This is a genomic window from Nostoc sp. FACHB-892 (assembly GCF_014698795.1).
Taxonomy (GTDB): Bacteria; Cyanobacteriota; Cyanobacteriia; order Cyanobacteriales; family Nostocaceae; genus Nostoc.
Genome location: NZ_JACJTR010000010.1, coordinates 86714 through 112312, shown reverse-complemented (window position 1 = coordinate 112312; position 25599 = coordinate 86714). Strand labels below are relative to the sequence as shown.

Sequence of the window (25599 nt, the reverse complement as noted above, 5' to 3'; positions counted from 1 at the left end):
CTCCCCTAACCGTTCATCTCCTGGACAAAACTTGTATAGACATTACCCTGCAAAAATTGTGGAGTTTCCATAATTCTTTGATGAAACCCGATTGTTGTGGGTAGTCCAGTGATGGCACATTCCCGGAGTGCGCGTTTCATACGGTTAATAGCAGTGGCTCGGTCTGGGGCCCAAACAATTAACTTCCCGATCAAAGAATCGTAGTAAGGCGGGATTTGGTAATCTGTGTAAACGTGGGAATCAATGCGAACACCAGGGCCTCCAGGGGGCAGATAGCCACTTATCCGTCCAGGAGAAGGACGAAAGTCATGATCTGGGTCTTCAGCGTTGATCCGGCACTCAATCGAATGACCCCGCAAGACTACTTGTTCTTGGGTAAGCTTGAGTCTTTCTCCTTGAGCAATCCGAATTTGTTCGGCAACCAAGTCTATTCCAGTAATCATCTCTGTTACAGGATGTTCTACTTGAATCCGGGTGTTCATTTCCATAAAGTAGAATTTACCGGATCTATCCAAGAGAAACTCGATAGTACCTGCCCCACTGTAATTAATGAATTGGGCAGCTTTGACAGCAGCTTGTCCCATTTTCTCACGTAGCTCTTCGTCGAGAGCGGGACTTGGTGCTTCTTCTAGTAGCTTTTGATTCCGGCGCTGAATTGAGCAATCCCGTTCGCCTAAGTGGATAACATTACCGTAGTTATCCGCCAAAATTTGAAATTCGATGTGGCGGGGACGTTCAATAAATTTTTCTATGTAAACGCCAGAATTACCAAAAGCGGCTCCTGCTTCGCCTTGGGCTGCTAAGAAAAGTTTGACAAATTCATCTTCAGAACGCACTAGGCGCATACCCCGCCCACCGCCACCTGCTGTGGCTTTGATCATTACCGGATAGCCGATTTCCTTGGCGAATTTTAATCCTTCTTCCTCGGATTCTACTAACCCCTCACTACCTGGTACTGTCGGGACTCCAGCTTTTTGCATGGTTTCTTTGGCAGTGGATTTATCCCCCATCAGCTTTATAGCTTCTGGAGTTGGGCCGATAAAAGCAATATGATGGTCGGCACAGATTTCCGCAAACCGGGCATTTTCTGCCAAAAAGCCATAACCTGGATGAATAGCAGTTGCATTGCGCGTCAGTGCAGCAGCAATAATATTGGGAATATTCAAATAACTTTTACCGCTAGCAGGTTCCCCAATGCAAACCGCTTCATCAGCAAGCTGGACGTGGAGAGCATTCCGGTCAACGGTGGAATGAACCGCGACTGTCGCAATTCCCATTTCTTCACAGGCGCGGAGAATGCGAAGGGCGATTTCTCCCCGATTGGCAATTAATATTTTGTCAAACTTCATTTTTTAGTTTCGATATCATTACCAGTAGATTGACATTTTCTCCGATCCAACTTGAAACGATGCTTTCGCATTATTTCAAATTATCACAGGAGATTCGCCACCCTGATTACTAAGCAAACTCGCATATTGCAGGCTTACTGCCTCTACTAGTCTTACTAGACTAACAACATTGCTGCTGTAAATCTTGCCTAGCTTACTAAACTGGGCTTTTGCGTAGGCGTAACCTGTTGTAGACATCGCCTACGACGGGCGGGTACGCCATCGCACCGCACCTCCCACAGTCGCTCTACCCTTTTTAATATCACTTGTGCATCTGCTAAATTTCTGTCAGTCTGATACCGCCTTGAAGAAATTTATATTTTTGAGAAATATAACTTAGATATCACCTTACTATAATTATTTTCTTATGCTATAGTTTATGCTTAGACAAGCCGTGCGGATGTGGCGGAATTGGTATACGCGCACGCTTGAGGTGCGTGTGGCTTTGCCTTGCGAGTTCGAGTCTCGCCATCCGCATATTTTGTTTGTTAATAAAGGGTCAATAGTCATAGGTCAATAGACCTTAGACTGTTGACCCTTAAATCTTGGTATAGCTCAGGTTTTTTATGCTTTTATAGAGATACGTGAAGTTTTGTAAAAAGCATTGAGTATTACTTTTACGCCGACAAACAACTTAACACTGCCAGCAGCTTGGCATCGCCTCACTCCGATTTGGCAAGGAGGGGAGGAAGTAATTCAAAAAAGTTTACCTCATACTCAGCTAGCACCTGCTTGGCAGCTAATGCTTTTGGGCGACGGCTCTCCAACACGTCACCTAGAATTGCTTACAGGTGAGCCTGTAGAAGTAGATGTCATTGATATGTCATTGATTGGTATGGACTTAGATGCTGCACCTGACTTGATCCAAGCTGTACCAGGGCCGCGATTACGGCGGCAAGTGTGGCTACGAACTGCTTCTGGTCAACGATTAGCCTATGCTACCTCGTGGTGGGAGGCTAGTCATGTAGATGAGTATTTGCAAAATCGTTCATTACCAATTTGGGCAAGTTTAGCTCGTCTTCGCACAGAGTTGTATCGGGATGTTCGAGGAATTTACTATGGTGACTCATCGGCGCTAGAGTCTGGTTTTGATGTAATCGGGCCTTTTTGGGGTCGCCACTATTTGTTTTGGCATCATGGACAACCACTAACGTTAATTTATGAAGTTTTTTCGCCTTATTTAACTAAATATTTGGGTGTTATGCAATTAAATTCCCAAAATCAGTAAAAATCCATGATGTAGTGTGATGGCGTACCTGCTTGCCGTGGCGATCGCTACTGAGCAACACAATGAAATAATCAAAGGAATGTTGAACTATTGTGGCAGCGATCGCTTCTGGTATTAGTGCCGTTAAATTAATGAGTTTTCGGTGATTGTTTGCCGTTGTTAGGCGATCGCATCCTCTTTAAAATAGAGTCAGCAAATTACACCTCAAGAAATTTTCCAACAAGCAAGAATTTCCTACTGATGTTAGCAAGAAAAACACGAGGAAAAGTTTAATGAATACTGTTGTGCTAAATCTAGAACCGATTGCTCATTTAACCGATGAGCAATTTTATCAATTGTGTATTGCCAATCGTGATGTAAGCCTGGAAATGAATGCAGCTGGAGAATTAATAATTGTGCCACCAGTAGGAGGAGAAAGTGGAAATCAAGAAGCTGGACTGATCGCTGATTTAGAAATTTGGAATCGTCAAGCTAAATTAGGGAAAGTTTTTAGTTCTTCAACTATTTTTATACTTCCCAACGGTGCAAAACGTTCCCCTGATGCTGCTTGGGTAAAATTGGAACGCTGGGAAGCTTTAACACCAGAACAACGAAAAAAATTTCCGCCACTTGTACCCGACTTTTTGATTGAACTGCGCTCGGAGACAGATCGCCTTGCACCGATTCAAGAGAAAATGCAGGAATACATTAAAAATGGTCTGCGCTTGGGTTGGCTAATTAATCTTCAAGATCGCCAAGTTGAAATTTACCGACTTTTGAAAGCTGTAGAAGTTGTGCAAATGCCAACGATTGTTTCTGGAGAAGATATATTACCTGGATTTGAGTTGCAAATATAGGTAAATGATAAGCCTAACGGTATAGCTTTGCTTACCGCATTCTCCCAAAAAATACTGCTCTTTTGATGTGGCGCGATGGCGTACCCGCCCGCCGTAGGTGATCGCGTATTGCAACTGAGCAGAGCCAAGCCGCTGAAATTGACTTGCAGCTTTGTCCAGTTAGTTATATTCTCAAATTGCTTAGAATAATAGATTTACTTGCGGAAACTTCCCGACAGAGGAATTAATCTCAGGGAAACGTCCTACGAAATTCAACAAAGCGTGTTAAAAATGGTAACTGAGCCAAAAACATCCCTTTAAAAGACTAGGAAAACTTGATTACCGAAGTACCATCAACATCTAGGGTGGAAAAATTTAATATAATTAGCTGCCCTAAGGGATGGGTAAACCTGTTAGTGTACTTGACTAATCAAGCAAGTAATAAGTTTGCAAGTATAAGGTATAGATTTCAATGGCACCGCCTCTTGTGTCTGTTCCAATGAAGAAAACTAAAAAACCCTCTCTGGTGCTGACGCTCTCGGCTGCTGGGCTATTGATTGGTGCCGGGAGTGTAGCATACTGGTTGTTAAGCCAGAGACAAATATCTTCTAGCGATTTGCTAGTAGGTGCAAATATTATTCCTGGTGATGCCCTATTTGCGGTTTCTCTGACAACAGATCCCCAGCAGTGGCAGAAATTGCGGGAGTTTGGCACAAAAGAAACCCAAGCAGAACTGGACAAAAATTTAATAGAATTGCGCGATCGCTTTCTAACTAATAATGGTTATGACTTCCAGAAAGACATCGCTCCTTGGGTAGGCAATGACGTTACGATCGCAATTCTTGCCCCAGCAACAGCGAATAAAGCTGTACCCAAACCAGTTACCACTAATCAAGATGCAGCAAGTGATCAGCAGTCGATGGTAATGGTATTGCCAGTCAAAAACGCAGAAATTGCCAAAAATATTTTGGCACAACCCAAAACCCTTAAACAAGGCAAATGGATTGATCGTACTTATCAAGGGATCACCATTAAAGAAATTGAAGGACAAGCAGGCGAGAACTTATCAGCAGCCTTACTAGATAGGCGTTTTTTAGTTATAACTGATAGTCCTAAAGCCACAGAAAGAGCAATTGACGCTTACAAAAATCAAACATCCCTAGCCACAACAGGCGGCTTTGCTGAGAATTTTCCAAAAATTGCTAACTACCAACGCTTTGGCCAGTTTTACGTAAATGTACCTACAGCAGCCAAAATAGCTGCGGCTTCTCCAAATCGCCCTTTACCTGCTCAAGTTCTGGCTCAACTGCAAAATAATCAAGGTTTAGCGGGGACAATGACTTTAGAGCCAGAAGGAATTCGCTTTAAGGGCGTTTCTTGGTTAAACCCTAATAGTCAACGTATGCTGGCGGTAGAAAACAAAGCTGGGAAAATGCAAAGCCGAGTACCAGCAGAAACCTTAATGATGTTATCTGGTGGTAACTTACAGAGATTATGGGGAGATTACATTTTAACATCTCAGAGAAATCCCCTCTCGCCGATCGCACCAGAACAGATCAGAGGTGGCATAAAATCGCTTACCAACCTTGATTTAGATAAGGACTTGCTCAGTTGGATGAAAGGCGAGTTTTCTTTATCACTTATTCCTACTACTGTAAAACAAGGTTCACCAGATGATTTTCGTGTGGGTTTGCTGTTCATGGTACAGGCAAGCAATCGCCAATCAGCTGAAGCATCCATAAAACAGCTTGATGAAGTGATGAGAAATCAATTCCAGTTCCAAGTCCAACCGGCGAAAGTCGCAGGGCAACCTGTTGTTAACTGGGTTTCACCCTATGGTACGTTAACTGCCACCCACGGCTGGTTAGATGGAGATGTTGCCTTTTTAGTAGTGGGCGCTCCCATCACTGATAAAATTGTTCCCAAACCCAACAACCTATTAGCTAGCACTCTTTCCTTCCAACAAACAGTTCCTACAGAACCAAATCCGACAAATGGTCAATTTTTCCTGGATGTGGAACGAACTGTGAAAAATTTCCCTTTACCAACTCTAATTCCTAATCAACAAACTTTGTTAGCTGCAACGCGCTCAATTGGGATGACATCTGCTGTCAGCGACAATCGCAGTAACCGTTATGACATTTTTATAGCACTTAAAAAAGTTAGAAACTCGACTGCCTTGCCTAGTCCAGAAAGCAATAAAAGCAACTCTGTTAGATAGGGGAATGGGGAGCAGAGGGAGGAGAGGAGGCAGGGGGAGCAGCGGGAGATGAGGGAGATGAGGGGACAAGAGGTGAGAACTTGAAACAAGTCTTTCCCCTTGTCCCCAATGCCCAATTCCCAATTCCCCTATCCCATAACTTTGTAAGCATATAGGATCAGAACAGTCAGAATCCATATTTTAAATCATCCACGGAGAGAAGACTTTATGAATCTGGTTGTACTCCAGAACTGGCTGGACAATGCGTCCTTTGCCATACTATTCCTAACAATGCTTGTGTATTGGGGAGGAGCGGCTTTTCCGAATCTGCCTTATCTAGCCGCTTTGGGGACAGCTGGGATGGCGATCGCAAATTTGTGCATGGCGACTCTACTAGGAGCAAGATGGATAGAAGCTGGTTACTTTCCCTTAAGTAATCTCTATGAATCCCTGTTTTTCTTAACTTGGGGAATTACCACCGTTCATCTAATTGCTGAAAGTAGTAGCCGTAGCCGCTTAGTAGGAGTTGTTACAGCTCCAGTGGCAATGTTGATCGCTGCTTTCGCTACCATGACATTACCATCCCAGATGCAAGCGTCAGAACCTCTAGTACCTGCCTTAAAGTCAAATTGGTTGATGATGCATGTCAGCGTCATGATGTTGAGTTATTCTGCTTTAATGGTGGGTGCATTGTTAGCGATCGCTTTTCTGATTGTCACTCGCGGTCAAAACATCCAACTACAAGGTAGTTCTGTAGGTACTGGTGGCTATCGCAGCAATGGCTACCGCTTGCACAAAGCAAATGAACTAATTTCTCAACCACCAGCCCCTTCTGCCGAAAATAACGGTTTTACCCGTTTTGAAACTAGTAGCAACGGCAACGGGAACGGTAGCACTGCTGTTTTGGGTTTAGTCACAACAGCCCCAATCCAAAATCCACAAGACGCTCGAGGACTCGCTAACGCTTCGCTATCCGAAATCCAAAATTCTGAACCTCTTTCACCTCAGCGCCTTAGCCTTGCCGAAACCCTCGACAACATCAGCTATCGCATCATCGGACTCGGATTTCCCTTATTGACAATTGGCATTATTGCTGGTGGCGTTTGGGCTAACGAAGCTTGGGGTTCCTACTGGAGTTGGGACCCCAAAGAAACTTGGGCATTAATCACCTGGTTGGTGTTCGCCGCTTATCTACACGCCCGAATCACTCGTGGTTGGCAAGGTCGGCGTCCCGCCATTTTAGCCGCCACTGGCTTTGTTGTTGTTTGGATTTGCTATCTCGGTGTGAATCTTTTGGGTAAAGGTTTGCATTCTTACGGTTGGTTCTTTTAAAAACTTTACCCCCAACCCCTCTCTGCTGGCGGAGTTACCCTTTACACACAAGTCATCGAATTACCCAAAACTAAAGAAAACCTCACCCTGTCCTTAGTAAGCTATGGTTTACACACAAGTCTTCTAAGGTTCCCCTATAGGTTTTTGATCCCCCCAATCCTCTTCTTAAGCTGCGGTGTACAGACAAGTATTGCCCATATAGGTTTCATCGCTTCTGGCCCCCATAAATACCCAAATTTAGGTGGAATTGAAACTCAGTTTATTCCCAAAATTTAGAGCTTAGGGCAATGAAACCTGCTCTCAGGTGCAATTATCTAGACTTGTATGTACACCGTAGCTGCTAACGCAGAGGGAGGGGAATTACGCAAAGTTTGTTAAATAATTACCAGTTTATAAAAAGCGATCGCTTATTTATGAAGTTACGCTCATATATGATTATCGGGTTTTTACTCAGTCTTATCCTAAGTATCGTATCGTTTTCGGGCAATTTCACTATTGCTGCAACACCAACAGCAGTCGCGCCTGTATCTGCTGTCTCATTCACCCAAGGGGTGCAAAAAATGGTGTTGGATAACGGCTTAACGGTGCTAACAAAGGAAGTCCATACTGCTCCAGTAGTGAGTGTACAAGTTTGGTATAAAGTTGGTTCACGTAACGAGGTTAAGGGAGAAAATGGTATTTCTCACCAGCTAGAACATTTGATGTTCAAGGGTACAACTGCCCGTCCAGTACAGTTTGGAAGGTTATTTAGTGCCTTGGGTAGCCAGTTCAATGCTTTTACTAGTTATGACGAAACAGCTTACTTTGGCACAGTACAACGAGACAAACTTGAAGCACTGCTGACACTGGAAGCTGATCGCATGGAAAACTCTTTAATTGGGCCGGAACAACTCACAAGTGAAAAGCGGGTGGTAATCTCCGAGTTACAGGGGTACGAAAATTCACCAGGCTATCGTCTGAGTCGAGCAGTGATGCGAGATGCTTTTCCTAACAGAGCATACGGCTTACCTGTGGGAGGCACAAAAGCTGATGTAGAGAAATTCACGGTGGAGCAGGTGCGGAATTATTACCAAACCTACTACAGCCCAGAAAATGCCACCTTGGTGATTACAGGCGATTTTGCCACAGAACCTGTACTCAAAATTGTTAAAGAAACTTATGGAAAGCTGGCAAAACGATCAAAACAGGACACGGTGAGGGAAAATGTCGCCGCGTCTTCTCCAGTTGCTCCTGCTACTAAAAAAGAACCGATTATTTTGAAGCAACCTGGGAGCGCGGCACTACTGCAAGCTGTGTATCCTCTACCAGATATCAAGCATCCAGATGTCCCGGCAATTGATGTGATGGATGCCATCCTCACAGGTGGGCGTAGCTCTAGACTTTACCAGGCTTTGGTAGAATCTGGACTCGCTAGTTCAGTTAGTGGTGGTGCTGCCGAACTCATCGAACCAGGTTGGTATGAAATTAATGCTACGGCGGCTCAGGGTCAAGAGTTGGGGAAAATTGCCCAAGTACTCAAAGAATCTTTAGCAAAATTGCAAGAACAGCCAGTTACTACTGAAGAATTGAACCGGGCGAAGACACAACTGCAAGCCTCCTTTGTTTTGGGTAACCAAGACATCACTAGTCAGGCAACCCAACTGGGATATAACCAAATTGTGGCCGGCGATTATCATTTTATTGAACAGTATCTGGCTGCGATCGCTAAAGTTACCCCAGATCAGGTGCAGCAAGCAGCAAAAACTTACCTCAATCCGGCTAAACAAACTATCGGCTTCTTTGAGCCAACTCAACCAGATGGTAAACCAGGGACTTCTAGCGCTGGTTCTGGGCGCACGGTGGAAAATTTCAGCCCCGGTAAACCTGTAGATCCAGCAGAACTGGCTAAATATCTTCCACCTGCCACATCAGCTACAGATTCGGGCAAACAATCACTACCAGAAGAGTTTACCTTAAATAACGGTTTGCGGGTTTTGCTCTTGCGCGATCGCAGCCTTCCCACCATTAACCTAAGCGGACAAATTGACGCTGGTACTGAATTTGACGGCAATCAAAAAGCTGGATTAGCGAATCTAACTGCGACCAACTTAATGAATGGGACGCAGACTAAAAATGCTCTTACCCTAGCAAAAACTTTAGAAGACCGGGGAGCAGATTTGAGCTTCAGTGCCAGCCGCGAAGGAGTTAGCGTTAGCGGTGAGGGACTTTCAGCAAACCTGCCGATATTGATTCAAACTCTGGCAGATGTGTTAGAAAATGCTACTTTCCCAGCTGAACAGTTAGAACTGAGCCGCCAACGGGCGTTAATAAGCCTCAAAGTCCAGCTAGATGACCCCAGAGGTTTAGGAAGGCAAGTATTTCAGCAGGCAATTTACCCAGAAAATCATCCGTTCCATAGCTTTCCCACAGCCGAGAGTTTAAAGAGCATTACTCGTGATGATTTGCTTGGGTTCTACCAAACACACTACCGACCAGATAGCACAACGATCGCAATAGTTGGAGACTTTGAGCCAGTTAAAGTAAAAGCTTTGCTAAATCAGGCGTTTGGCAAATGGTCAGCTACAGATAAGCCACCTGTTCTCAAAATACCATCTGTGCCATTACCAGAAACTTTGACACGCTTGAACAAAGTGATACCTGGTAAATCCGAAGCTGTTACCTACATAGGCTACAACGGTATCTCTCGGAAAGACCCCCGTTTTTATGCAGCATTGGTAATGAATCAAATTTTGGGTGGTGATACCTTATCGAGCCGCTTGGGTACAGAAGTGCGTGATCGCCAAGGTCTAACCTATGGTATTTATAGTGGTTTTGCCGCCGGAATCAATCCCGGCCCGTTCTTGATTCAGATGCAGACCGCTCCTGGTGATGCCCAAAAAGCGATCGCTAGTACTCTCGCTTTACTCAAACAGTTGCGCGAACAAGGAGTAACTGAGGCTGAATTCAACACGGCAAAACGCTCAATTACCAATAGCTACCCTGTGGATTTAGCTAATCCTAGTAATGTATCAAGTATCATTTTGGATAATGCTGTCTTGGGACTTTCACGCTCAGAAATCCGGGACTTTCCCCAAAGGATTGAAACAGTAACTATGGCTCAGATGCAACAGGCAATTCAAGATTTAATTAAGCCGGAAAATTTAATAATTGTCACTGCTGGTCCTGGAGATACTGTACCCAAAGGCAGCTAATTATAGGTTTTTCGTTTGTGAGGTATGTAGGGGCACTATCGTGCCCTTACACTTAGCGATATCGCTAGCGAGACTTAAAAAGGCTTGCTAATAACCCTCTTTTACCCTCTTTTTAAGCAGGTCGCCGCAGGCGGAGGAAACTTAACCGAACCGTGTTGTAAGTGAACCTATTTCACAATTTAAATGACAAATTTAGACTACGTAAACAAAGGATTATACATAGTTTTTTGAATGAATTATTTTGCCTGAAAATGAAGATGAAAATTACTATAAAATCCTTCAGCCGAAAGCCTATTCTTCCAGAGTTTTCGGCACTCATGCTGCAAATTTAAAAATTCTTGGTTTGAAAGATTGCTATGAAATTCAGCCACTTTCTCTGCAATATATGGTATTTCCTTTTCATCTACCCAGACACAATATTTTTTCCAGTCAATTATAGAATCTTCAGGTAAAACGCATTCTGTATCAATAAAAATTGGAATACGACCACAACTGAGAATTTCATATAATCGAATGGAATAGTTTGCAGAACCACGACAGCACAAAATGTAATCGCTCTCAACCATATTTTTCACATATTCAGCACGAGCTTTCTGTCTTTGCTCTATATCTTGTGTATTTAGAAATACTGTTTCGCCTTTGATGATAAAGTTTGTCTTTACTAAAGAGGGGCTTTCTGCAAGTATTTTCAGAGCCTGACTACGCAGAATTTGTCCCTTGTAAGGCGAAACTCCAAGCTCTAATGATTTGGTTAACATCAAACTGTGATATAAAAACGCTTTCAGTTTCTTTTCCCATGAATCCGGTACTGCTAAACCACAAAATCCAACAACAGGTTTATCAGATTTCTGCCTGAGGGATATTTCACCCCCTAAATATTCTTCAACAAAATCTTCAGTAAAAGAAGGCATAATAATATCCTTTTGCCTCTTTTTAGACCGATATACTGCCATTCTGAATACTGTTGCATTCTTGACAGGAATTTCTTCGGCACAACAATCACCTGCAAAAAAAACAACTATTTCTTTGCCGCTATTAGCTACTTTATTTGCAAATTCAATAGATAGATTTTCTGCTTCTTTATTAACTTTACTTCTCCAACTATCTCCTCTGATTAATCTCCAGTTTGTAGGCATAACAACTATGTCAGCTTCTTCTAACGAAGTCATTTTAAAAAGGGAATTACTTATTTCTATATACTTGCCATACGCTCTAGACCAAGGGTATTTTTCACTAGGGATAAATTCTTTCCAAAAAGGATAAAGTATTATAACTGGTTCCATCCCTTCAGGAAGGTAATTTCTATCAGAATAGATATTTAATTGCATATTTTAACGTGAGTTAGATTAGTTGAATAACTGAGGGATTATACAATAAATTTAATTTATTTAAAACAATGCTTATTTATGTACTTTTTATACCATAAAATAAAATCATACTTAAATCACTGAGTTTAAATTAACTTTAAAATCAATGGATTAATTAGCGTAAACGCATCTAAATTGGTGATATTGCTTAAGAGGCTTTATTCTTCTTTCTTATCTTGCAAATTATTTATCTTTGTATTTAGCATCAGGATAGAGTTGTCCTGACTCTGTTGTTGTTCTTTCTTTTCTTGTACAACTTGAGTAGAGTATATTTCAACATCTCGTTGAATAATATCTTCTACATGACCTGCAAAAAGATTAAACGCCTCTTCGTGGCTTGTATAATTATAATAAGGGCCTGTTAATTGTGAGAATTGCCACCCTTGGCTTTTCAAAGATTCGACTGTACGGCGGTAGTGTCGCCAACGTTCTCCATAATGAAAAAACTCTTCAATGGCAGCACTAATAGCAACTATTTGGCTCAAGCTAAAAGTTGACCAAATAATGACATTCTTAACTCTATCGTTAACTTGTAGAGTAGAGTTAATATTTAAACTCACCAATGCTGGCAGAATTATACCACCAACAATAGTTGTTATCCGCAACAAATAATGGCGATCGCGTGAAAAATTCGCCTTACCTTCCATCCAGATTACTTGATCTAACCAGCGCGATCGCAAAAAATGTTTTTGCACATCGCCTAACTTCATACCTTCAAATAACTTGTCAAAATCTTCCTTTATGTTTTTTTGATAACTATCTTTTTTTCCCATTATTCACCCCTAATTAGAAATCAAATCTTTAATAATTTTGCCTAAATTCTCAATTCCCTTCTCTATATCGTTCAAGTCGATGTATTGTAATCTACCAGATTTCGCTAACTTTTTAGCTCGCTCATCAGTAGCCTGTCCGCGCAAGGCATCTGCAAGTATATCTGCGGTTCTACCACTACCAGCAATCACAACAACTAATCTTCCAGTATTAACGCTAGAAAAGGCATCTTCAAAGGTAATCTCACCACCATTCAAAAGTACTGTTACCGAAGGTGCATTATTGGCTAACACAGTTGCAACGTGAGATATCCAAGGAGACTCGTCGCCCCAATTATTGCCAGGAACCAGTACAAAATGAGTATGATTTGGCTCTAGTAATGTCAAATCAATAGCAGGTTTTTGTTGATTAGGTAAAGCCACTTTGTTTTCGGGTGTTACACCAATCAAAGCAAACTTAGCATTTATATGGGTGCGAGCCTCACCCATCAATTGCATGACTCCCGCATCCGTACCTCCATCCACAACATAAGCCCCTAAACTTTCGGCTATGGGGGCTAAAACTTCTGTAAATAACCGTTTAATGCGGAGAAAGTCGGCTTCACTGATGTTACTTGCACCCCCCACTATTACTAAAACAGAACGTGAACCGCCAAGTCCTATTCGCTTAAGAGCATCTGGTAATTCAACTTGTTGATCAACTCGAATAGCTAATGCTGTTTGGCCACTCTCAAAGTTAAGTTTCAAACAATTTTTCATTTGTCAAAAATATTGACTGCTTAAGTTTTCCAGGGTAGAACTTCGCAGCCATATTCTGCAAGTGCTGTATTACGCACAGCCAATTGCTGAAGCGTTGAGCTTTTTGTTTTACAGAGGAGCGATGTCTCCGACGGGCTACGCCTACGCAACAAGCTTTGTTTAGCGCAGCTTCAAAAAGCAACGTTATGATAATTAATCTGTCTAATAATAAATAAGTTGGCACAACTAAACCTCAATAGTACGGAGACGATTAATCGCCTCCGTAGAGCAGTCAAAAATCATTGAACTATAGACTTTGGGCTATGGACTCTTGAGAGTAGACTGTTAGGTGCTGCGCCCAACCAAAATCAGCCGTTGTACAAATTTCCACAAGGATAATTGAAGTGACTAAGACTAACTCAGACTTTCTTACCTCCACCGATCCAGCGATCGCGGAGTTAATCAACGACGAATTACAGCGTCAGCGAGATCACTTGGAGTTGATTGCTAGCGAAAACTTTACCTCTGCTGCGGTACTGGCGGCTCAAGGTTCGGTACTGACAAATAAATATGCCGAGGGATTACCTGGTAAACGCTATTATGGCGGTTGTGAGTATATCGATAAAATCGAACAACTGGCGATTAACAGGGCTAAACAAATATTTGGTGCTGCTCATGCGAATGTGCAACCTCATTCTGGCGCACAAGCCAATTTTGCAGTGTTCTTGTCGCTGTTGGAACCAGGAGACAAAATTATGGGGATGGATTTGTCTCATGGTGGACATCTCACTCACGGTTCACCTGTAAATGTCTCAGGTAAGTGGTTCCAAGTTAGCCACTACGGCGTTAACGAACAAACAGAACAACTTGACTACGATCAAATTCGGGAGCTGGCGCTGAGGGAGCGTCCTAAGCTGCTGATTTGTGGTTATTCGGCTTATCCCCGTATAATTGACTTTGAAAAGTTCCGTAGTATTGCTGATGAAGTCGGTGCTTACTTACTTGCCGATATTGCCCATATCGCTGGTTTAGTTGCTAGTGGTCTTCATCCCGATCCCATTCCTCATTGTCACGTAGTAACAACAACTACCCATAAAACTCTACGCGGTCCTAGAGGTGGTTTAATTTTGACTAGTGACGCAGAACTAGGTAAAAAGCTAGATAAATCTGTTTTTCCTGGCACTCAAGGCGGACCATTGGAACACGTCATTGCTGGTAAAGCAGTAGCCTTTGGAGAAGCCCTAAAGCCTGAATTTAAAACCTATTCTGCCCAAGTGATTGAAAATGCTCGTGCTTTGGCAGAACAACTACAAAACCGAGGTTTAAAACTAGTGTCAAATGGCACTGATAATCATTTAATCCTCGTGGATTTACGTTCTGTCGGTTTAACTGGTAAGCAGGCGGATCAGTTAGTTAGTACTGTAAATATTACTGCTAACAAAAATACTGTTCCCTTTGATCCGCAATCGCCATTTGTTACCAGCGGACTGAGGTTAGGTTCGCCAGCAATGACCACACGGGGCTTGGGAGTAGCAGAATTTACCGAGATTGCAAATATTATTAGCGATCGCCTGCTTTCTCCAGATTCCGACGTAGTAACCCAAGATTGTCGGCAACGGGTAGCAGCATTGTGTGATCGCTTCCCCTTATATCCTCACCTGGAAATTCCTGTACCAGCACTAGCATAATTGGGCATGGGGCATGGAAAAGAGGCAGAAGGGAAAAATCTTCTCCCTTGCTCCCTGCTCCCAGCCCCCAGCCCCCTGCTCCCCCATCCCCACTCCCCTTCCCCAATCCAATGAGTGCAGAAATTATTTGTGTTGGTACTGAACTGCTGCTAGGAGATATCCTCAACGGCAATGCTCAATTTTTAGCGCAACAATTAGCGCAACTCGGAATTCCCCACTACTATCAAACAGTGGTTGGGGATAATCCAGAACGGTTGAAGCAAGTTATAGAAATTGCTATTTCCAGAGCGCAAATTCTCATCTTCACTGGTGGACTCGGCCCGACACCAGATGACCTCACTTGCGAAACGATCGCCGATTTTTTTAAAGCCCCGTTGGTAGAACGTTCTGACATCATTGAAGACATAACCCAAAAATTCGCCCAACGGGGTCGGGTTATGTCACCAAGTAATCGCAAGCAAGCTTTAATTCCTCATGGTGCAGAAATCCTCCCCAACCGCACTGGAACAGCGCCCGGTATCATTTGGCAAGCCCGTCCTGAAATTACGATTTTTACCTTTCCCGGTGTTCCCAGTGAAATGCATCTGATGTGGGAAGAAACAGCCGTGCCATTTCTCAAAAATCAAGGTTGGGGTAAAGAAATTATTTACAGCCGGAGTTTAAAGTTTTGGGGAATTAGTGAATCTGCTTTGGCCGAAAAAGTTTCTTCCTATTTAAAGTTACCAAATCCCACAGTAGCCCCTTATGCAGGTAAGGGAGAAACAAGATTGCGAGTTTCTGCTAAAGCAACTTCAGAAGCAGCAGCAGAAGCCCTAATTGCGCCTATTGAGAAACAAATTAAAGAAATTGCCGGACTGGATTTTTACGGCGTTGATAATGATACTCTCGCTTCTGTGGTTGGTGAGTTATTGCGGGCATCAAAAGAAACGCTTTCAGTGGCTGAATCTTGCACTGGCGGCGGTTTAGGGCAAATGTTGACTGAGATTTCTGGGAGTTCTGATTACTTTTGGGGTGGAGTAATTTCTTATGACAATTCCGTGAAGGTTAGGCTGCTGGGGGTTAACCAGGAAGATTTAGATAAATTTGGGGCGGTAAGTGCGATCGTTGCAGAGCAAATGGCTGTTGGGGTAAAAACTCGCCTGGCAACAACTTGGGGATTGAGTATTACTGGTATTGCTGGCCCAACTGGAGGGACAGATAGGAAGCCAGTGGGTTTAGTTTACATTGGTTTAGCTGGGCCAAAGGATGAAGTGACAAGTTTTGAGTATCAGTTTGGTACAGTGCGAGGACGCGCTTTAATTCGTCATGTCAGCGCTAATGCAGCATTGGACAATCTGCGGCGGAAATTGTTGACGAGGTAGGAGGTCTATTACGTTTGTCATACAAGTTGTATGACAAGCGAACCTATTGAAAACCTGATGTTATTTTAAAAAACTCAATTACGAATTACGAATTATCCAAGTATGAGCAAAATTCCCATTCTTCAACCAAATCACTCATACACTTTCAGAAGCTATTTTGAGATGTCATTTGAGCCAGAAGATATACTGGCTGAATTTGGCTATTCTTTAAAACGTTCCTCTCTCAATCAACTAAAGTCCAGCATTGAATTAGACAGACTTGCAAATCTAAAATCTAGAATTGAGGAGAGTTTGCCATATATTAGTTTGACTAGTGAAGCAGCCCGTAGAGAGTTACTAATTGCGCCAATTTTATTGGATGTTGTTCATTACACTCACGCCCAACTTAGGATCGAATATCCTCTTATAGTTACAGAACAATTAAAAGGTTCCCTTGATTATTATTTGCACGCAGACCATAAACTCTTAGTTGCAGAAGCTAAAAATGCTGATTTGGCAAGAGGTTTTACCCAGCTTGCTGTAGAATTGATTGCTATTGATGTGTGGACTGGCTCTCAAGAACCAAATTTACAGGGAGCTGTTTCTACAGGGGATATTTGGCAATTTGCTCTATTGAATCGAGAAAGTAAACAAATAACTCAAGACCTGAATTTATATCGTGTTCCTGCTGACATAGACGACTTGCTTCGGATTTTGGTGGCGATACTGAGCTAAGGATGAAACGCTATCATATTAATATTTTCTATAGTGAAGAAGATGATGGTTACATTGTTGATATTCCTGATTTGAAATACTGTTCAGCATTTGGTTCAACTGAAGAAGAAGCACTTCATGAAGCGATCGCACTTATTTAAAAGGTAAGTAAAATAAGTGCGATCGCTGGCTCTGTGTTTAGTCCAAAATAACTTGTTTGACAGTGATACTTATAGTTTCAAATTCAAAGTCCTAAGAAATTTGGCTTAGGATTAGTGACACCATTACGACCAACTGCGGGTATTTCCACTAGCTGATCTGTAGCAGTAGGAGTTCCATTAGTATTGCCACTGGCAGTCACTGAACTTTGATTGCCGGGATGTCCATTGGGGATGAACAATTGCGGATGGTCAAAGGGTGCTTTTTCAAGGAGGACTCGCTGATCAGTAAGTCCGTTTTTTAAGAAAGCGACCAAATCGGCTTTTTGAGTATCGGTTAAGTTTAATACTGGTGCGTTACGTCCACCGTCGTCACCTCGGCCACGATTGTAAAAGTCTACTACTTGCTCTAGAGTTGCCATCCCACCGTTATGCATATATGGAGCTGTCAAGCCGATGTTACGAAGGGCAGGTGCTTTGAACCTTGATGTGGTAATGTTTCCGGCTCCTGGGTCATCTGAAGCAGGTGTGACACCGAAGTTAGGAAAGAAGCCGTTAGTTGGATTATTAATTAGCGGATCAGTTGAATCAGTTGAAGCTACTCCTGCGGTTCTTCTCACCGAAGCGGTAGTGAATTCTGGAATCGCATGGCAGACGTTACAACTACCACCACCATTAACCCCATTATTGACAAAGACACTCAGACCGCTTTTTTCCTGATCGGTGAGAGCATTGGTATTTCCCGCTTGGAATTGATCAAAAGGTGTCTTGTCAGACACAAGAGTAGATATATACTTTTGCATTGCTAACCCAGAGAATAAAGAGAAATTCCAATCTCTGAGTGAAAACTGATTAGCAGGTAAAGTCTGTCCTTCCTCACTCTCATTACCATCATCATTTTTAGCGAGGATTGTTGGTGTTCCTTTACTGTCAACTTGAATGATTGACTTTGATTTCCACCATTGCTTCTTAAAAGCTTTCCGAATTAGCTGATCATAAGATGCGATTTTCAGACCGGGCTGACGGGATCGACTGTCAGATCCTAAAACACTGTCTTGCGGATCTACAAGTTGTTTAGCTAAGGGTCTAAGGCTTTTGATCTTCTGACCTTTTTTTCGCAGAAACTTAGCACCGATTTGAGGTAAGGTACGACCATTAGCAGATGTCTCAAATTCACTCAATAGTGGTCCGGTTACTAAAGAAGCTATAGAGGAATTGTTGAGCGAAACGGAAACAGCAGTTAGTTCCTTTGGTTTTGTAGCTTTGTAAACTTTCGCACTAAGGTCTGCTGCTCCTTTTGGATTCACCCCATTGAAGGTTTCCTTGGCGCGACCATCCCAAAACTGGAGTTTGTTGAAGATTGCATTAATTACCGTTGGGCTATTACGTGGCGCAACTCGACGCACATTAATTCCATTGACTTGAAAACCGTCTGGATCAGGCTCAGATGTAGTCGAATCCACTGCTTGACCCGGAACAGTGTTCTTAAGAACACTGTTAAACACACCTTGGGATGAGGCGATATCGTTAGTGTCAGAAATAACTGTACTGGTTCGATCATTAGGATCTGCCAGTTTGTGAAATGGAAAATCTGCCGCCGTGAGTTGATAGTTTGCACCACCACCTACCTGGAAAGTTATATCTTTCAGTGATTCTAAAAGACCACTACCAGGATTTATTTGATTCTTTGATCTGTTATCAGCTCCGGCATGAAAGTGACAACTAGCACAAGACTGAACGCCATCACTACCAAGTTGCATATCCCAGAATAGGGCTTTTCCTAGCTTGAGTAGAGCTGTCTGGTCGTCAACAAAGTCTGCGAGATTGCTTGGTTGAGGCACTGCTGTCAAGAGTGGTGGGTTCGCCGGGGTAGGGTCTCCAGGTGTAGGCAGTGGTAAACTCGTTATGTTATTTAGGGGTGCTGGGTTCGGTGTTACTTGTGCGGATACAATACCTCCACCAGCGATCGCCACAGAAACTATGATGAAAATTGCTAGAGGGCGTAAATATCTTGATATTATTGTGGTTTTATACCTTAAATAAATCCAGAATAATATCAAAATTAGCATGAATAATATTGCTAATGCAGTATTTGAGCGTATCATTAAGACCTCGCTATACGTATGGAAACCATAAGGTTGAGGCTGACTTAGAAAGACTCAGCCGCCCTCTTTGTAGTATTATATTACTAACAATACATTGCAACCATATAAATAATGCTTTTTAATCGCATAATAAATGATGCATTGTAACAATATACAAAATATGATTGCTAATGCCATAAATGCTGTGACGTTCTCCTACATAAATTAGCTGTAGTTTTTAATACATACAGATATTAACCATCAGTCATTTTATGTCTACCTATCAGCACAATTAATCACGGGATCGCTTGCTGTATTCTTCACAGTTTGTTACAAAAGTACAAAGAACTTCTAGAGACTAAAAACCACATGTTCGGCGGACTTACTGGTTTACAAAATCCTAAAGGCACAGATTGGGGAGAGCGGATGCTCAACACGGTCGCCAGTCAAACGATTCGCCACCTGTTTACCCAAAGCGAGTCAGTAGAAGTCTTTGTGCGCTGCTATCCCTCCAGCAAACTGTTGCAAGGCAGCATTGATAGCTTCAAAATGAGCGGTCGTGGCTTGGTGATTCGGAGAGATTTTGCGGTGGAGGAGATGTCTTTTGAAACCGATGCGGTTGCCATTGACTTCGGCTCGGTTTTAAGTGGCAAACTCAGTCTCAAGCAACCTACTCAAGCGGTCGCGCAAGTAATATTATCAGAAGCAGGCATAAACCAAGCCTTTAATGCAGAACTGGTGAAAAAGCGCCTGCTTAACCTCACCGTACCATCCCTGACAGAATTATCTGGCGGTGAACCAGTATCTTTTACCGAAGTTCAGGTACAGCTATTGCCAGAGAATCGCTTACAGCTTGCAGCAAAAGCAGATTTAAACAATGGCGAACTCGTACCCCTGAGCATGATTTTAAGTATAAGCATTGAAAGGCGGCGGCGAGTTTCTTTTAAAGATCCAAAAATTCAACTTGATCAAGTGCCAGAAGCACAACGGGAAATCTCGCAAACCTTGAGCGTGGCGCTGGTAGAAATTTTAGATAATATGGTCGATTTGGATCGTTTTGACCTTGATGGAGTGAAAATGCGCCTCAACCGATTAGAAACTGAAGGTCAAAAACTTATTTTCAGTGGATATGCTGAAATTGAACGTATTCCAAATAGCGCCTGATAATAAATTCTTACGCAAAAAAGCAAAGTAAAGTTTTTATGAGCAGCTTTACATAAAGCTTTAAACAAATTAAATACCGCCTAGAATCATCTAGGCGGTATTTTAAGTGTTGAGGTTTTGAAGGGAGTTAGGAGTTATTAATATAGGTTGTAATTAATTTTGATTTATCACTCCTAACTGCTGACTCTATCGTCCCACCCCTACATATTGGAATCCAGCCCGGATCATTGCTTCGGGGTCAAGGAAGTTACGACCATCGATAATAACGGGGTGGGCCATCAATTTTGCCATTTTCACATAGTCGAGAGTGCTGAACTGCTGCCATTCTGTGACGAGTACTAAAGCATCGCAGCCGTCAGCTAGTCTTTCGGCATCGGTTTCTACTAGTACACCAGAAAGCCCATGACGCATACCTGTTTGGGAAACAATGGGGTCGTAGGCTTTGACCTTGGCTCCCAGTCGGTTTAGCTGCTCAATTAGGTTCAGTGCTGGAGCATCGCGCATATCATCAGTATCAGGCTTAAAGGTTAAACCGAGTAGTCCAACAGTTTTGCCTTTGAGAATTTTAAGAACTTGTTGAAGTTTCTCCAAAGCAATCAATCGCTGGCGCTCGTTGACACTGACAGCAGATTTTAGTAGCTGGGCTTCATAACCATAGTCATCAGCAGTGTGAATCAGCGCGGAGACATCTTTAGGAAAGCAAGAACCACCCCAACCAATCCCAGCTTGTAAAAATTTGTTACCAATGCGGGAGTCTAGACCGATACCTTTGGCTACTTGAGTTACATCAGCACCGACGCGATCGCAAATATTAGCAACTTCGTTAATAAAACTAATTTTAGTGGCTAAAAAAGCATTAGCGGCGTATTTAATCATCTCCGCCGAACTCAGGTCTGTTGCCAGAATGGGGACTGGGGGTAAAGATTGATCATCAGCGTACTTGCGTTCCACAATTGGCGCATAAAGTTGCCGCATTAAGGCTACTGCTCTTTGACTATTGCCTCCTAGTACAATGCGATCGGGGTTAAAGGTGTCGTAAACTGCCGAACCTTCACGCAAAAACTCTGGATTGCTCACTACATCAAACTCGGCTACAACCTCAGGTAATTTATCGTTACTCGGCACTCCACCTGCGGGTACTAGTGTTTTCTGCCGCTCTGCAACACCATCTAGAACCAGCATCCGCACCCAGTCACCTGAGCCAATTGGTACTGTAGATTTATTCACTATGACTTTATAACCACCGTTGAGATTTTCCCCAATCCCACGGGCTACAGCTTCAACATAACGAGTATCACTTTCACCAGTGGGTAAAGGTGGCGTTCCCACAGCAATAAACAGAACTTCTCCGTGGGAGACTCCAGCAGCGAGATCACTAGTAAAATGAATCTTTTCTGTTTGAATGGCAGACTGGATAATTTCTGAGAGTCCCGGCTCAAAAATTGGAGATTGCCCAGACTTCATTAACTTAACTTTTTCTTCGTTGTTGTCTACGCAAATTACATCATGTCCAATATAAGCCAAGCAGGCACCTGTAACTAAACCAACATAACCAGTACCAATCACGCAAACACGCATTTTTTAACTCCTCACTTTTTTTGGGGTTAGTCTTCAAAAAGAAGTATCAAGATGACACTTGGACACTGGCAGTAAACTCAGCCAATAAGCATACTAGCTACCGATAGGGTGAGCCTGCATGAAAATTAGAGCAACGCTAGCTGCTGCTTAGGTAGCTGAATTATTTACGTCGCTTTCAATGCGATCGCGAAAATCTTCTATTGTTAGTTTTAATCCTTCTTGCAAAGGAATAGTGGGTTCCCAATTTAACAAAGTTTTTGCCTTTGTGATATCAGGCTGGCGACGCCGGGGATCGTCCGAAGGTAGCGCTTCAAATTTAATCTGCGCGTCCGGGTTAATCATATTTTGCACAGCTTGTGCCAATTGTAAAATTGTATATTCACCAGGATTGCCCAGGTTTACTGGGCCAACGTAGTCGCTATTCATTAGGCGGATGAACCCTTCTACTAAATCGGAAACATAGCAGAAACTGCGAGTTTGCGAACCATCACCGTACACGGTTAAAGGATTACCTCGCAAGGCTTGAACTATGAAGTTGCTCACTACCCGACCATCATTTTCTAACATTCTCGGCCCATAGGTGTTGAATATCCGAACAACCCGAATATCAACTTTATTTTGCCTATAATAATCAAATGCTAGTGTCTCAGCAATTCTTTTACCTTCGTCGTAGCATGAACGTATCCCAATGGGATTGACGCTACCCCGATACTCTTCAGTTTGGGGATGAACTTCAGGATCACCATATACTTCACTGGTTGAAGCCAAGAAAAACCTAGCTTTCACACGTTTAGCCAGCCCCAACATATTGAGTGTTCCCATCACGTTAGTTTTAACGGTTTTCACTGGGTTGTACTGGTAATGTACTGGTGAAGCAGGACAAGCTAAATGATAAATTTGATCCACTTCTAACCGAATTGGTTCGGTAATATCATGGCGGATCAGTTCAAAGTACGGATGACCTAACCATTTCAGAATGTTCCGTTTGTGACCAGTGTAAAAATTATCCAAGCATATTAATTCATGCCCATCAGCCATTAATCGGTCGATAAGATGGGAACCAATAAACCCAGCACCGCCCGTCACCAAAATTCTCATAGTTTCCTAGTTACTTACAAATCTTTTCAGTAGCTATTGCACTGACTTTTAGATTACCCAGCTTGGGGGCAAAATACAAAACTCAAAAAAGAACTAAAGTTTAATCAAAAAGTGTTGTTGAACTTACTTATTTCCCTACAGTTATATTTTTACTTGGTTACTTAACAATTTCACTAGTAAAAAAATAACAAACATTGTCTAAAAAGTGTCGGTCTTCCACCTGAAATTCATCAAATCTTCAACAATATAAAGTATCTTTGCAGTTATTACTATTTTTATTTGGATGCAAAAATAGGTTGACTCTTTGCACTTGAAGGTCTTACCATTACCGATATTTTTGTAATAGTCAAGTTGTCGCATTTAGCAACATCTCACTTTGTATTTAATTGCAGAGGTTTATATCATTTCACGAAATGAAATTCTTGCTATAAATACATAAGTTTTTAGGAGCATACATCTGTATATTCCTATAGCCAATTCATTTGTTGCAAAGATTTTTGTCAATGCAATGCTTTTTGCAGAATATACCAACGAGTAGCTTAAGTCCACGTGAGTGAACTTAACTATGCTTCATATCATACAGCAGACGTAATGCTGGTAACCGTGTTAGGCATAACTACATTTGTAGTTTGAGTGCGTTGCGGTTCTCCAAGCATAACAATGGAGCAGGTAAGTTGTCTGGCTAACTGAGTTGTGACATCACTAATGGCTAACCCTCCAGGGCTAGTACGATTACGTATAAAAGGTAAAACGACTAAATCATATAATCGTGCTGCCTGTAAAATTGCTTGGGCAACATTTTCATGAGCAATAATTTGAATTTCTGGGGTATTGGCCAAAGCTAAATTAGATACTAATAGTGAGAGATGCGATCGCCTCCAAGCAATTTTACTCGAACTAGTGCGGCGATCGCACACATTCAGTACAGTAATGTGGCTCTGATTTGCCTCTGCCAGCATCTGGGCAAATTGTACAGGCTGTAATGTAGGTGCTGTTAAGTTTTCTACTGGTACTAAGATGCGCTGAATTTTTTTTGGTGATTCTACTAAACGTGTCACCGCTACTGGACAATGGGATGCCCAAAGCACACCATCAATCACATTCCCAAATAAACGCGCTCGCAACCCAGTGCGTTTACCCCAACCCATAACAATTAAATTAGCCTTTTGTTCACGAGCAGCTCTGCTAATTCCTTGAGCAAAAGCATCATCAATTCGCAGCACTGGTTCTGCGGCCACACCCAATACTCGACTGTGTACTGTGGCTTTAGTTAATAACTGCTCACTTCGTTTTAGAGAAGCTTCTAACTGAGGTGCATCCATCTGAGCAGCAGCATTAGCGATCGCAAGCGGTATAATTTTCCCCTTAGATTGACGCGCTAATAATGCCGCCATTTCAATCAAATACTGCTCGGTGTGAGGATTATACACAGGTACGATTATAGTAAAAGCACTGTTTGTCCTTGGTGCGTTTTGGTCAGGTAAGGATGGTGCTGGCTCTTCGGCTGGTGATGAATTCAAACCAACAGCTATTCTACTAGTCATCAACGGCCCCAAGGTTGATGTGACAACCATTAAGATAATGACGCTGTGTAATACTTCTAGTGGCAGCAACCCAGCCCGGTATCCCACTAACGTTGCTGCTAACGTTGTACCAACTTGAGGAAGCGATAGCGACCACATGGTTAGCATTTCTTGCCAGTTATAGCGGTAAATCAGTTTTGTGAACAAAGCTGCAATCAATTTACTGCCAATCAAACCGATTATCATCAACAGCGTTAACTTGAGCGTGTCCAGGTTGTTCACAAAAGCGGGTAGATTAATCAGTAAACCCAGGTCAACAAAGAAAATGGGAATAAATAGCACACTGCCAATAAATACCACCTTTTCTTTGACTAGTCCTTCCCCTACAGCTTCATTCACCGCCAAACCCGCTAAAAAAGCACCAACAATTTTTTCTATCCCAATCAATCGAGCGCCCACAGCCGCCAGAAACACAGAAAGCAACACAAACAAAAACTTGTTTCCTTCATCGTCTCCAGACCGTTTGAAAAATTCTTTGCCTGCCCAATCAAAGCCTATGACAACGGCAACAGAGTAAATAGTTAACCGACCGGACAAGGTGAGTAGTTCAGCAAAGCTAAATGCCCTATCATCAGCCATAGCTACACAAACAGCTAAGATCAGTAGTGCGCTAATATCTGTAAAAATCTTAGCTCCAATGGTGACAGTAACAGCTTCGTTGTTTACCACTCCCAAACGAGTGATTATGGGATATGCTAAAAGGTTGTAGGAAGCGAATAAAGAGCCAATTAAGATTGAAGTATTCCAGCCATAGCCTAAAATCAGCCCTACTAAGGTTCCCATCACCAGGGGTATAGTGAAAGTCAAGCTGGCAAACCCAAAGGCGCGAATTTTTTGCTGGCGAAACTGTTTTAGATCAACTTCTAGCCCTGCGACAAACAGCAAGTAAATTAACCCGATTTCTGATAGTAGGTTAATCATCGGCGAGTCAGGCTGAAATAGATTCCAGCCTGAAGGGCCAAGTACCAGCCCTGACAAAACCAAACCCACTAATCCTGGTAATCTTAGTCGCTCAAACATGATGGGTATAACTAAGATGACCACCAGCAAAATAGCAAAGGGAACAATTGGTTCTTTGCCAAGAACTTGGGAAGTTGGTTCCAGAACAAGAACTTGTGATATGAGTTCCATAGGTAGGAATTGAAGGGGCTATGGTAAAACAG

Annotated in this window: 18 protein-coding genes and 1 tRNA gene; 11 read left to right on the top strand and 8 right to left on the bottom strand. The window is 42.6% G+C overall.

Annotated features, from left to right (window positions below; all coding sequences use genetic code 11):
• Positions 1 to 5 precede the first annotated feature (5 nt).
• Positions 6 to 1349, bottom strand: a complete 1344-nt coding sequence (gene accC / locus H6G96_RS15765) for an acetyl-CoA carboxylase biotin carboxylase subunit (RefSeq protein WP_190912334.1) — start codon at positions 1347 to 1349, stop codon at positions 6 to 8.
• Between the two features lie 435 nt (positions 1350 to 1784).
• Here accC and H6G96_RS15760 point away from each other — a divergent pair.
• The 6 genes from H6G96_RS15760 to H6G96_RS15735 all read left to right on the top strand — a co-directional run bounded on the left by H6G96_RS15760 (position 1785) and on the right by H6G96_RS15735 (position 10154).
• Positions 1785 to 1865, top strand: a tRNA-Leu gene (locus H6G96_RS15760).
• Between the two features lie 127 nt (positions 1866 to 1992).
• Positions 1993 to 2616: a chorismate lyase gene (locus H6G96_RS15755; RefSeq protein WP_190912333.1), complete on the top strand. Its 624-nt coding sequence runs from the start codon at positions 1993 to 1995 to the stop codon at positions 2614 to 2616.
• A gap of 272 nt (positions 2617 to 2888) precedes the next feature.
• Positions 2889 to 3452, top strand: coding sequence for a Uma2 family endonuclease (locus tag H6G96_RS15750; RefSeq protein WP_190912332.1), 564 nt, complete (start codon positions 2889 to 2891; stop codon positions 3450 to 3452).
• Between the two features lie 451 nt (positions 3453 to 3903).
• On the top strand, positions 3904 to 5652 hold the full coding sequence (locus H6G96_RS15745) for a DUF3352 domain-containing protein (RefSeq protein WP_190912331.1): 1749 nt from the start codon (positions 3904 to 3906) through the stop codon (positions 5650 to 5652).
• Between the two features lie 207 nt (positions 5653 to 5859).
• The gene (ccsB, locus tag H6G96_RS15740; RefSeq protein WP_190912330.1) at positions 5860 to 6963 is read left to right on the top strand and encodes a c-type cytochrome biogenesis protein CcsB; all 1104 of its coding nucleotides are present in this window, start codon (positions 5860 to 5862) and stop codon (positions 6961 to 6963) included.
• Between the two features lie 413 nt (positions 6964 to 7376).
• A complete protein-coding gene (locus H6G96_RS15735; RefSeq protein WP_190912329.1) occupies positions 7377 to 10154 on the top strand; it encodes a pitrilysin family protein in 2778 nt (925 codons plus the stop codon).
• A 236-nt stretch (positions 10155 to 10390) separates the two neighbouring features.
• Here the strand turns inward: H6G96_RS15735 and H6G96_RS15730 are convergent, their stop codons facing one another.
• The 3 genes from H6G96_RS15730 to H6G96_RS15720 form a co-directional block, all read right to left on the bottom strand.
• Positions 10391 to 11482 (bottom strand): exostosin family protein, encoded by a 1092-nt coding sequence (locus H6G96_RS15730; RefSeq protein WP_190912328.1) that lies wholly within the window; start codon positions 11480 to 11482, stop codon positions 10391 to 10393.
• Positions 11483 to 11679: 197 nt separating this feature from the next.
• Positions 11680 to 12294 carry a DUF4231 domain-containing protein gene (locus H6G96_RS15725; protein WP_190912327.1) on the bottom strand — a complete coding sequence of 205 codons (615 nt, stop codon included), beginning with the start codon at positions 12292 to 12294 and terminating at the stop codon, positions 11680 to 11682.
• Between the two features lie 9 nt (positions 12295 to 12303).
• Positions 12304 to 13050 carry a hypothetical protein gene (locus H6G96_RS15720; RefSeq protein WP_190912326.1) on the bottom strand — a complete coding sequence of 249 codons (747 nt, stop codon included), beginning with the start codon at positions 13048 to 13050 and terminating at the stop codon, positions 12304 to 12306.
• Between the two features lie 383 nt (positions 13051 to 13433).
• On the opposite strand from H6G96_RS15720, the gene glyA reads away from it, so the two are divergent.
• The 4 genes from glyA to H6G96_RS15700 all read left to right on the top strand — a co-directional run bounded on the left by glyA (position 13434) and on the right by H6G96_RS15700 (position 16932).
• The gene (gene glyA / locus H6G96_RS15715; protein WP_190912325.1) at positions 13434 to 14717 is read left to right on the top strand and encodes a serine hydroxymethyltransferase; all 1284 of its coding nucleotides are present in this window, start codon (positions 13434 to 13436) and stop codon (positions 14715 to 14717) included.
• 110 nt (positions 14718 to 14827) lie between these two features.
• Positions 14828 to 16078: a competence/damage-inducible protein A gene (locus tag H6G96_RS15710; protein WP_190912324.1), complete on the top strand. Its 1251-nt coding sequence runs from the start codon at positions 14828 to 14830 to the stop codon at positions 16076 to 16078.
• 102 nt (positions 16079 to 16180) lie between these two features.
• Positions 16181 to 16792: a hypothetical protein gene (locus tag H6G96_RS15705; protein WP_190912323.1), complete on the top strand. Its 612-nt coding sequence runs from the start codon at positions 16181 to 16183 to the stop codon at positions 16790 to 16792.
• A gap of 2 nt (positions 16793 to 16794) precedes the next feature.
• The gene (locus H6G96_RS15700; protein ID WP_242063291.1) at positions 16795 to 16932 is read left to right on the top strand and encodes a type II toxin-antitoxin system HicB family antitoxin; all 138 of its coding nucleotides are present in this window, start codon (positions 16795 to 16797) and stop codon (positions 16930 to 16932) included.
• An 83-nt stretch (positions 16933 to 17015) separates the two neighbouring features.
• Here H6G96_RS15700 and H6G96_RS15695 read toward each other — a convergent pair whose 3' ends face one another.
• On the bottom strand, positions 17016 to 18998 hold the full coding sequence (locus H6G96_RS15695; RefSeq protein WP_190912322.1) for a cytochrome c peroxidase: 1983 nt from the start codon (positions 18996 to 18998) through the stop codon (positions 17016 to 17018).
• A 384-nt stretch (positions 18999 to 19382) separates the two neighbouring features.
• Between H6G96_RS15695 and H6G96_RS15690 the strand changes: the two genes are divergently transcribed.
• Entirely contained in the window at positions 19383 to 20177 is a 795-nt protein-coding gene (locus H6G96_RS15690) for a DUF2993 domain-containing protein (RefSeq protein WP_190912321.1), read from the top strand.
• A 186-nt stretch (positions 20178 to 20363) separates the two neighbouring features.
• Here the strand turns inward: H6G96_RS15690 and H6G96_RS15685 are convergent, their stop codons facing one another.
• The 3 genes from H6G96_RS15685 to H6G96_RS15675 form a co-directional block, all read right to left on the bottom strand.
• On the bottom strand, positions 20364 to 21755 hold the full coding sequence (locus tag H6G96_RS15685; RefSeq protein ID WP_190912320.1) for a UDP-glucose/GDP-mannose dehydrogenase family protein: 1392 nt from the start codon (positions 21753 to 21755) through the stop codon (positions 20364 to 20366).
• Between the two features lie 147 nt (positions 21756 to 21902).
• Positions 21903 to 22853: a UDP-glucuronic acid decarboxylase family protein gene (locus tag H6G96_RS15680; RefSeq protein WP_190912319.1), complete on the bottom strand. Its 951-nt coding sequence runs from the start codon at positions 22851 to 22853 to the stop codon at positions 21903 to 21905.
• A gap of 575 nt (positions 22854 to 23428) precedes the next feature.
• Positions 23429 to 25567, bottom strand: a complete 2139-nt coding sequence (locus tag H6G96_RS15675) for a cation:proton antiporter (protein WP_190912318.1) — start codon at positions 25565 to 25567, stop codon at positions 23429 to 23431.
• Positions 25568 to 25599: the final 32 nt, after the last annotated feature.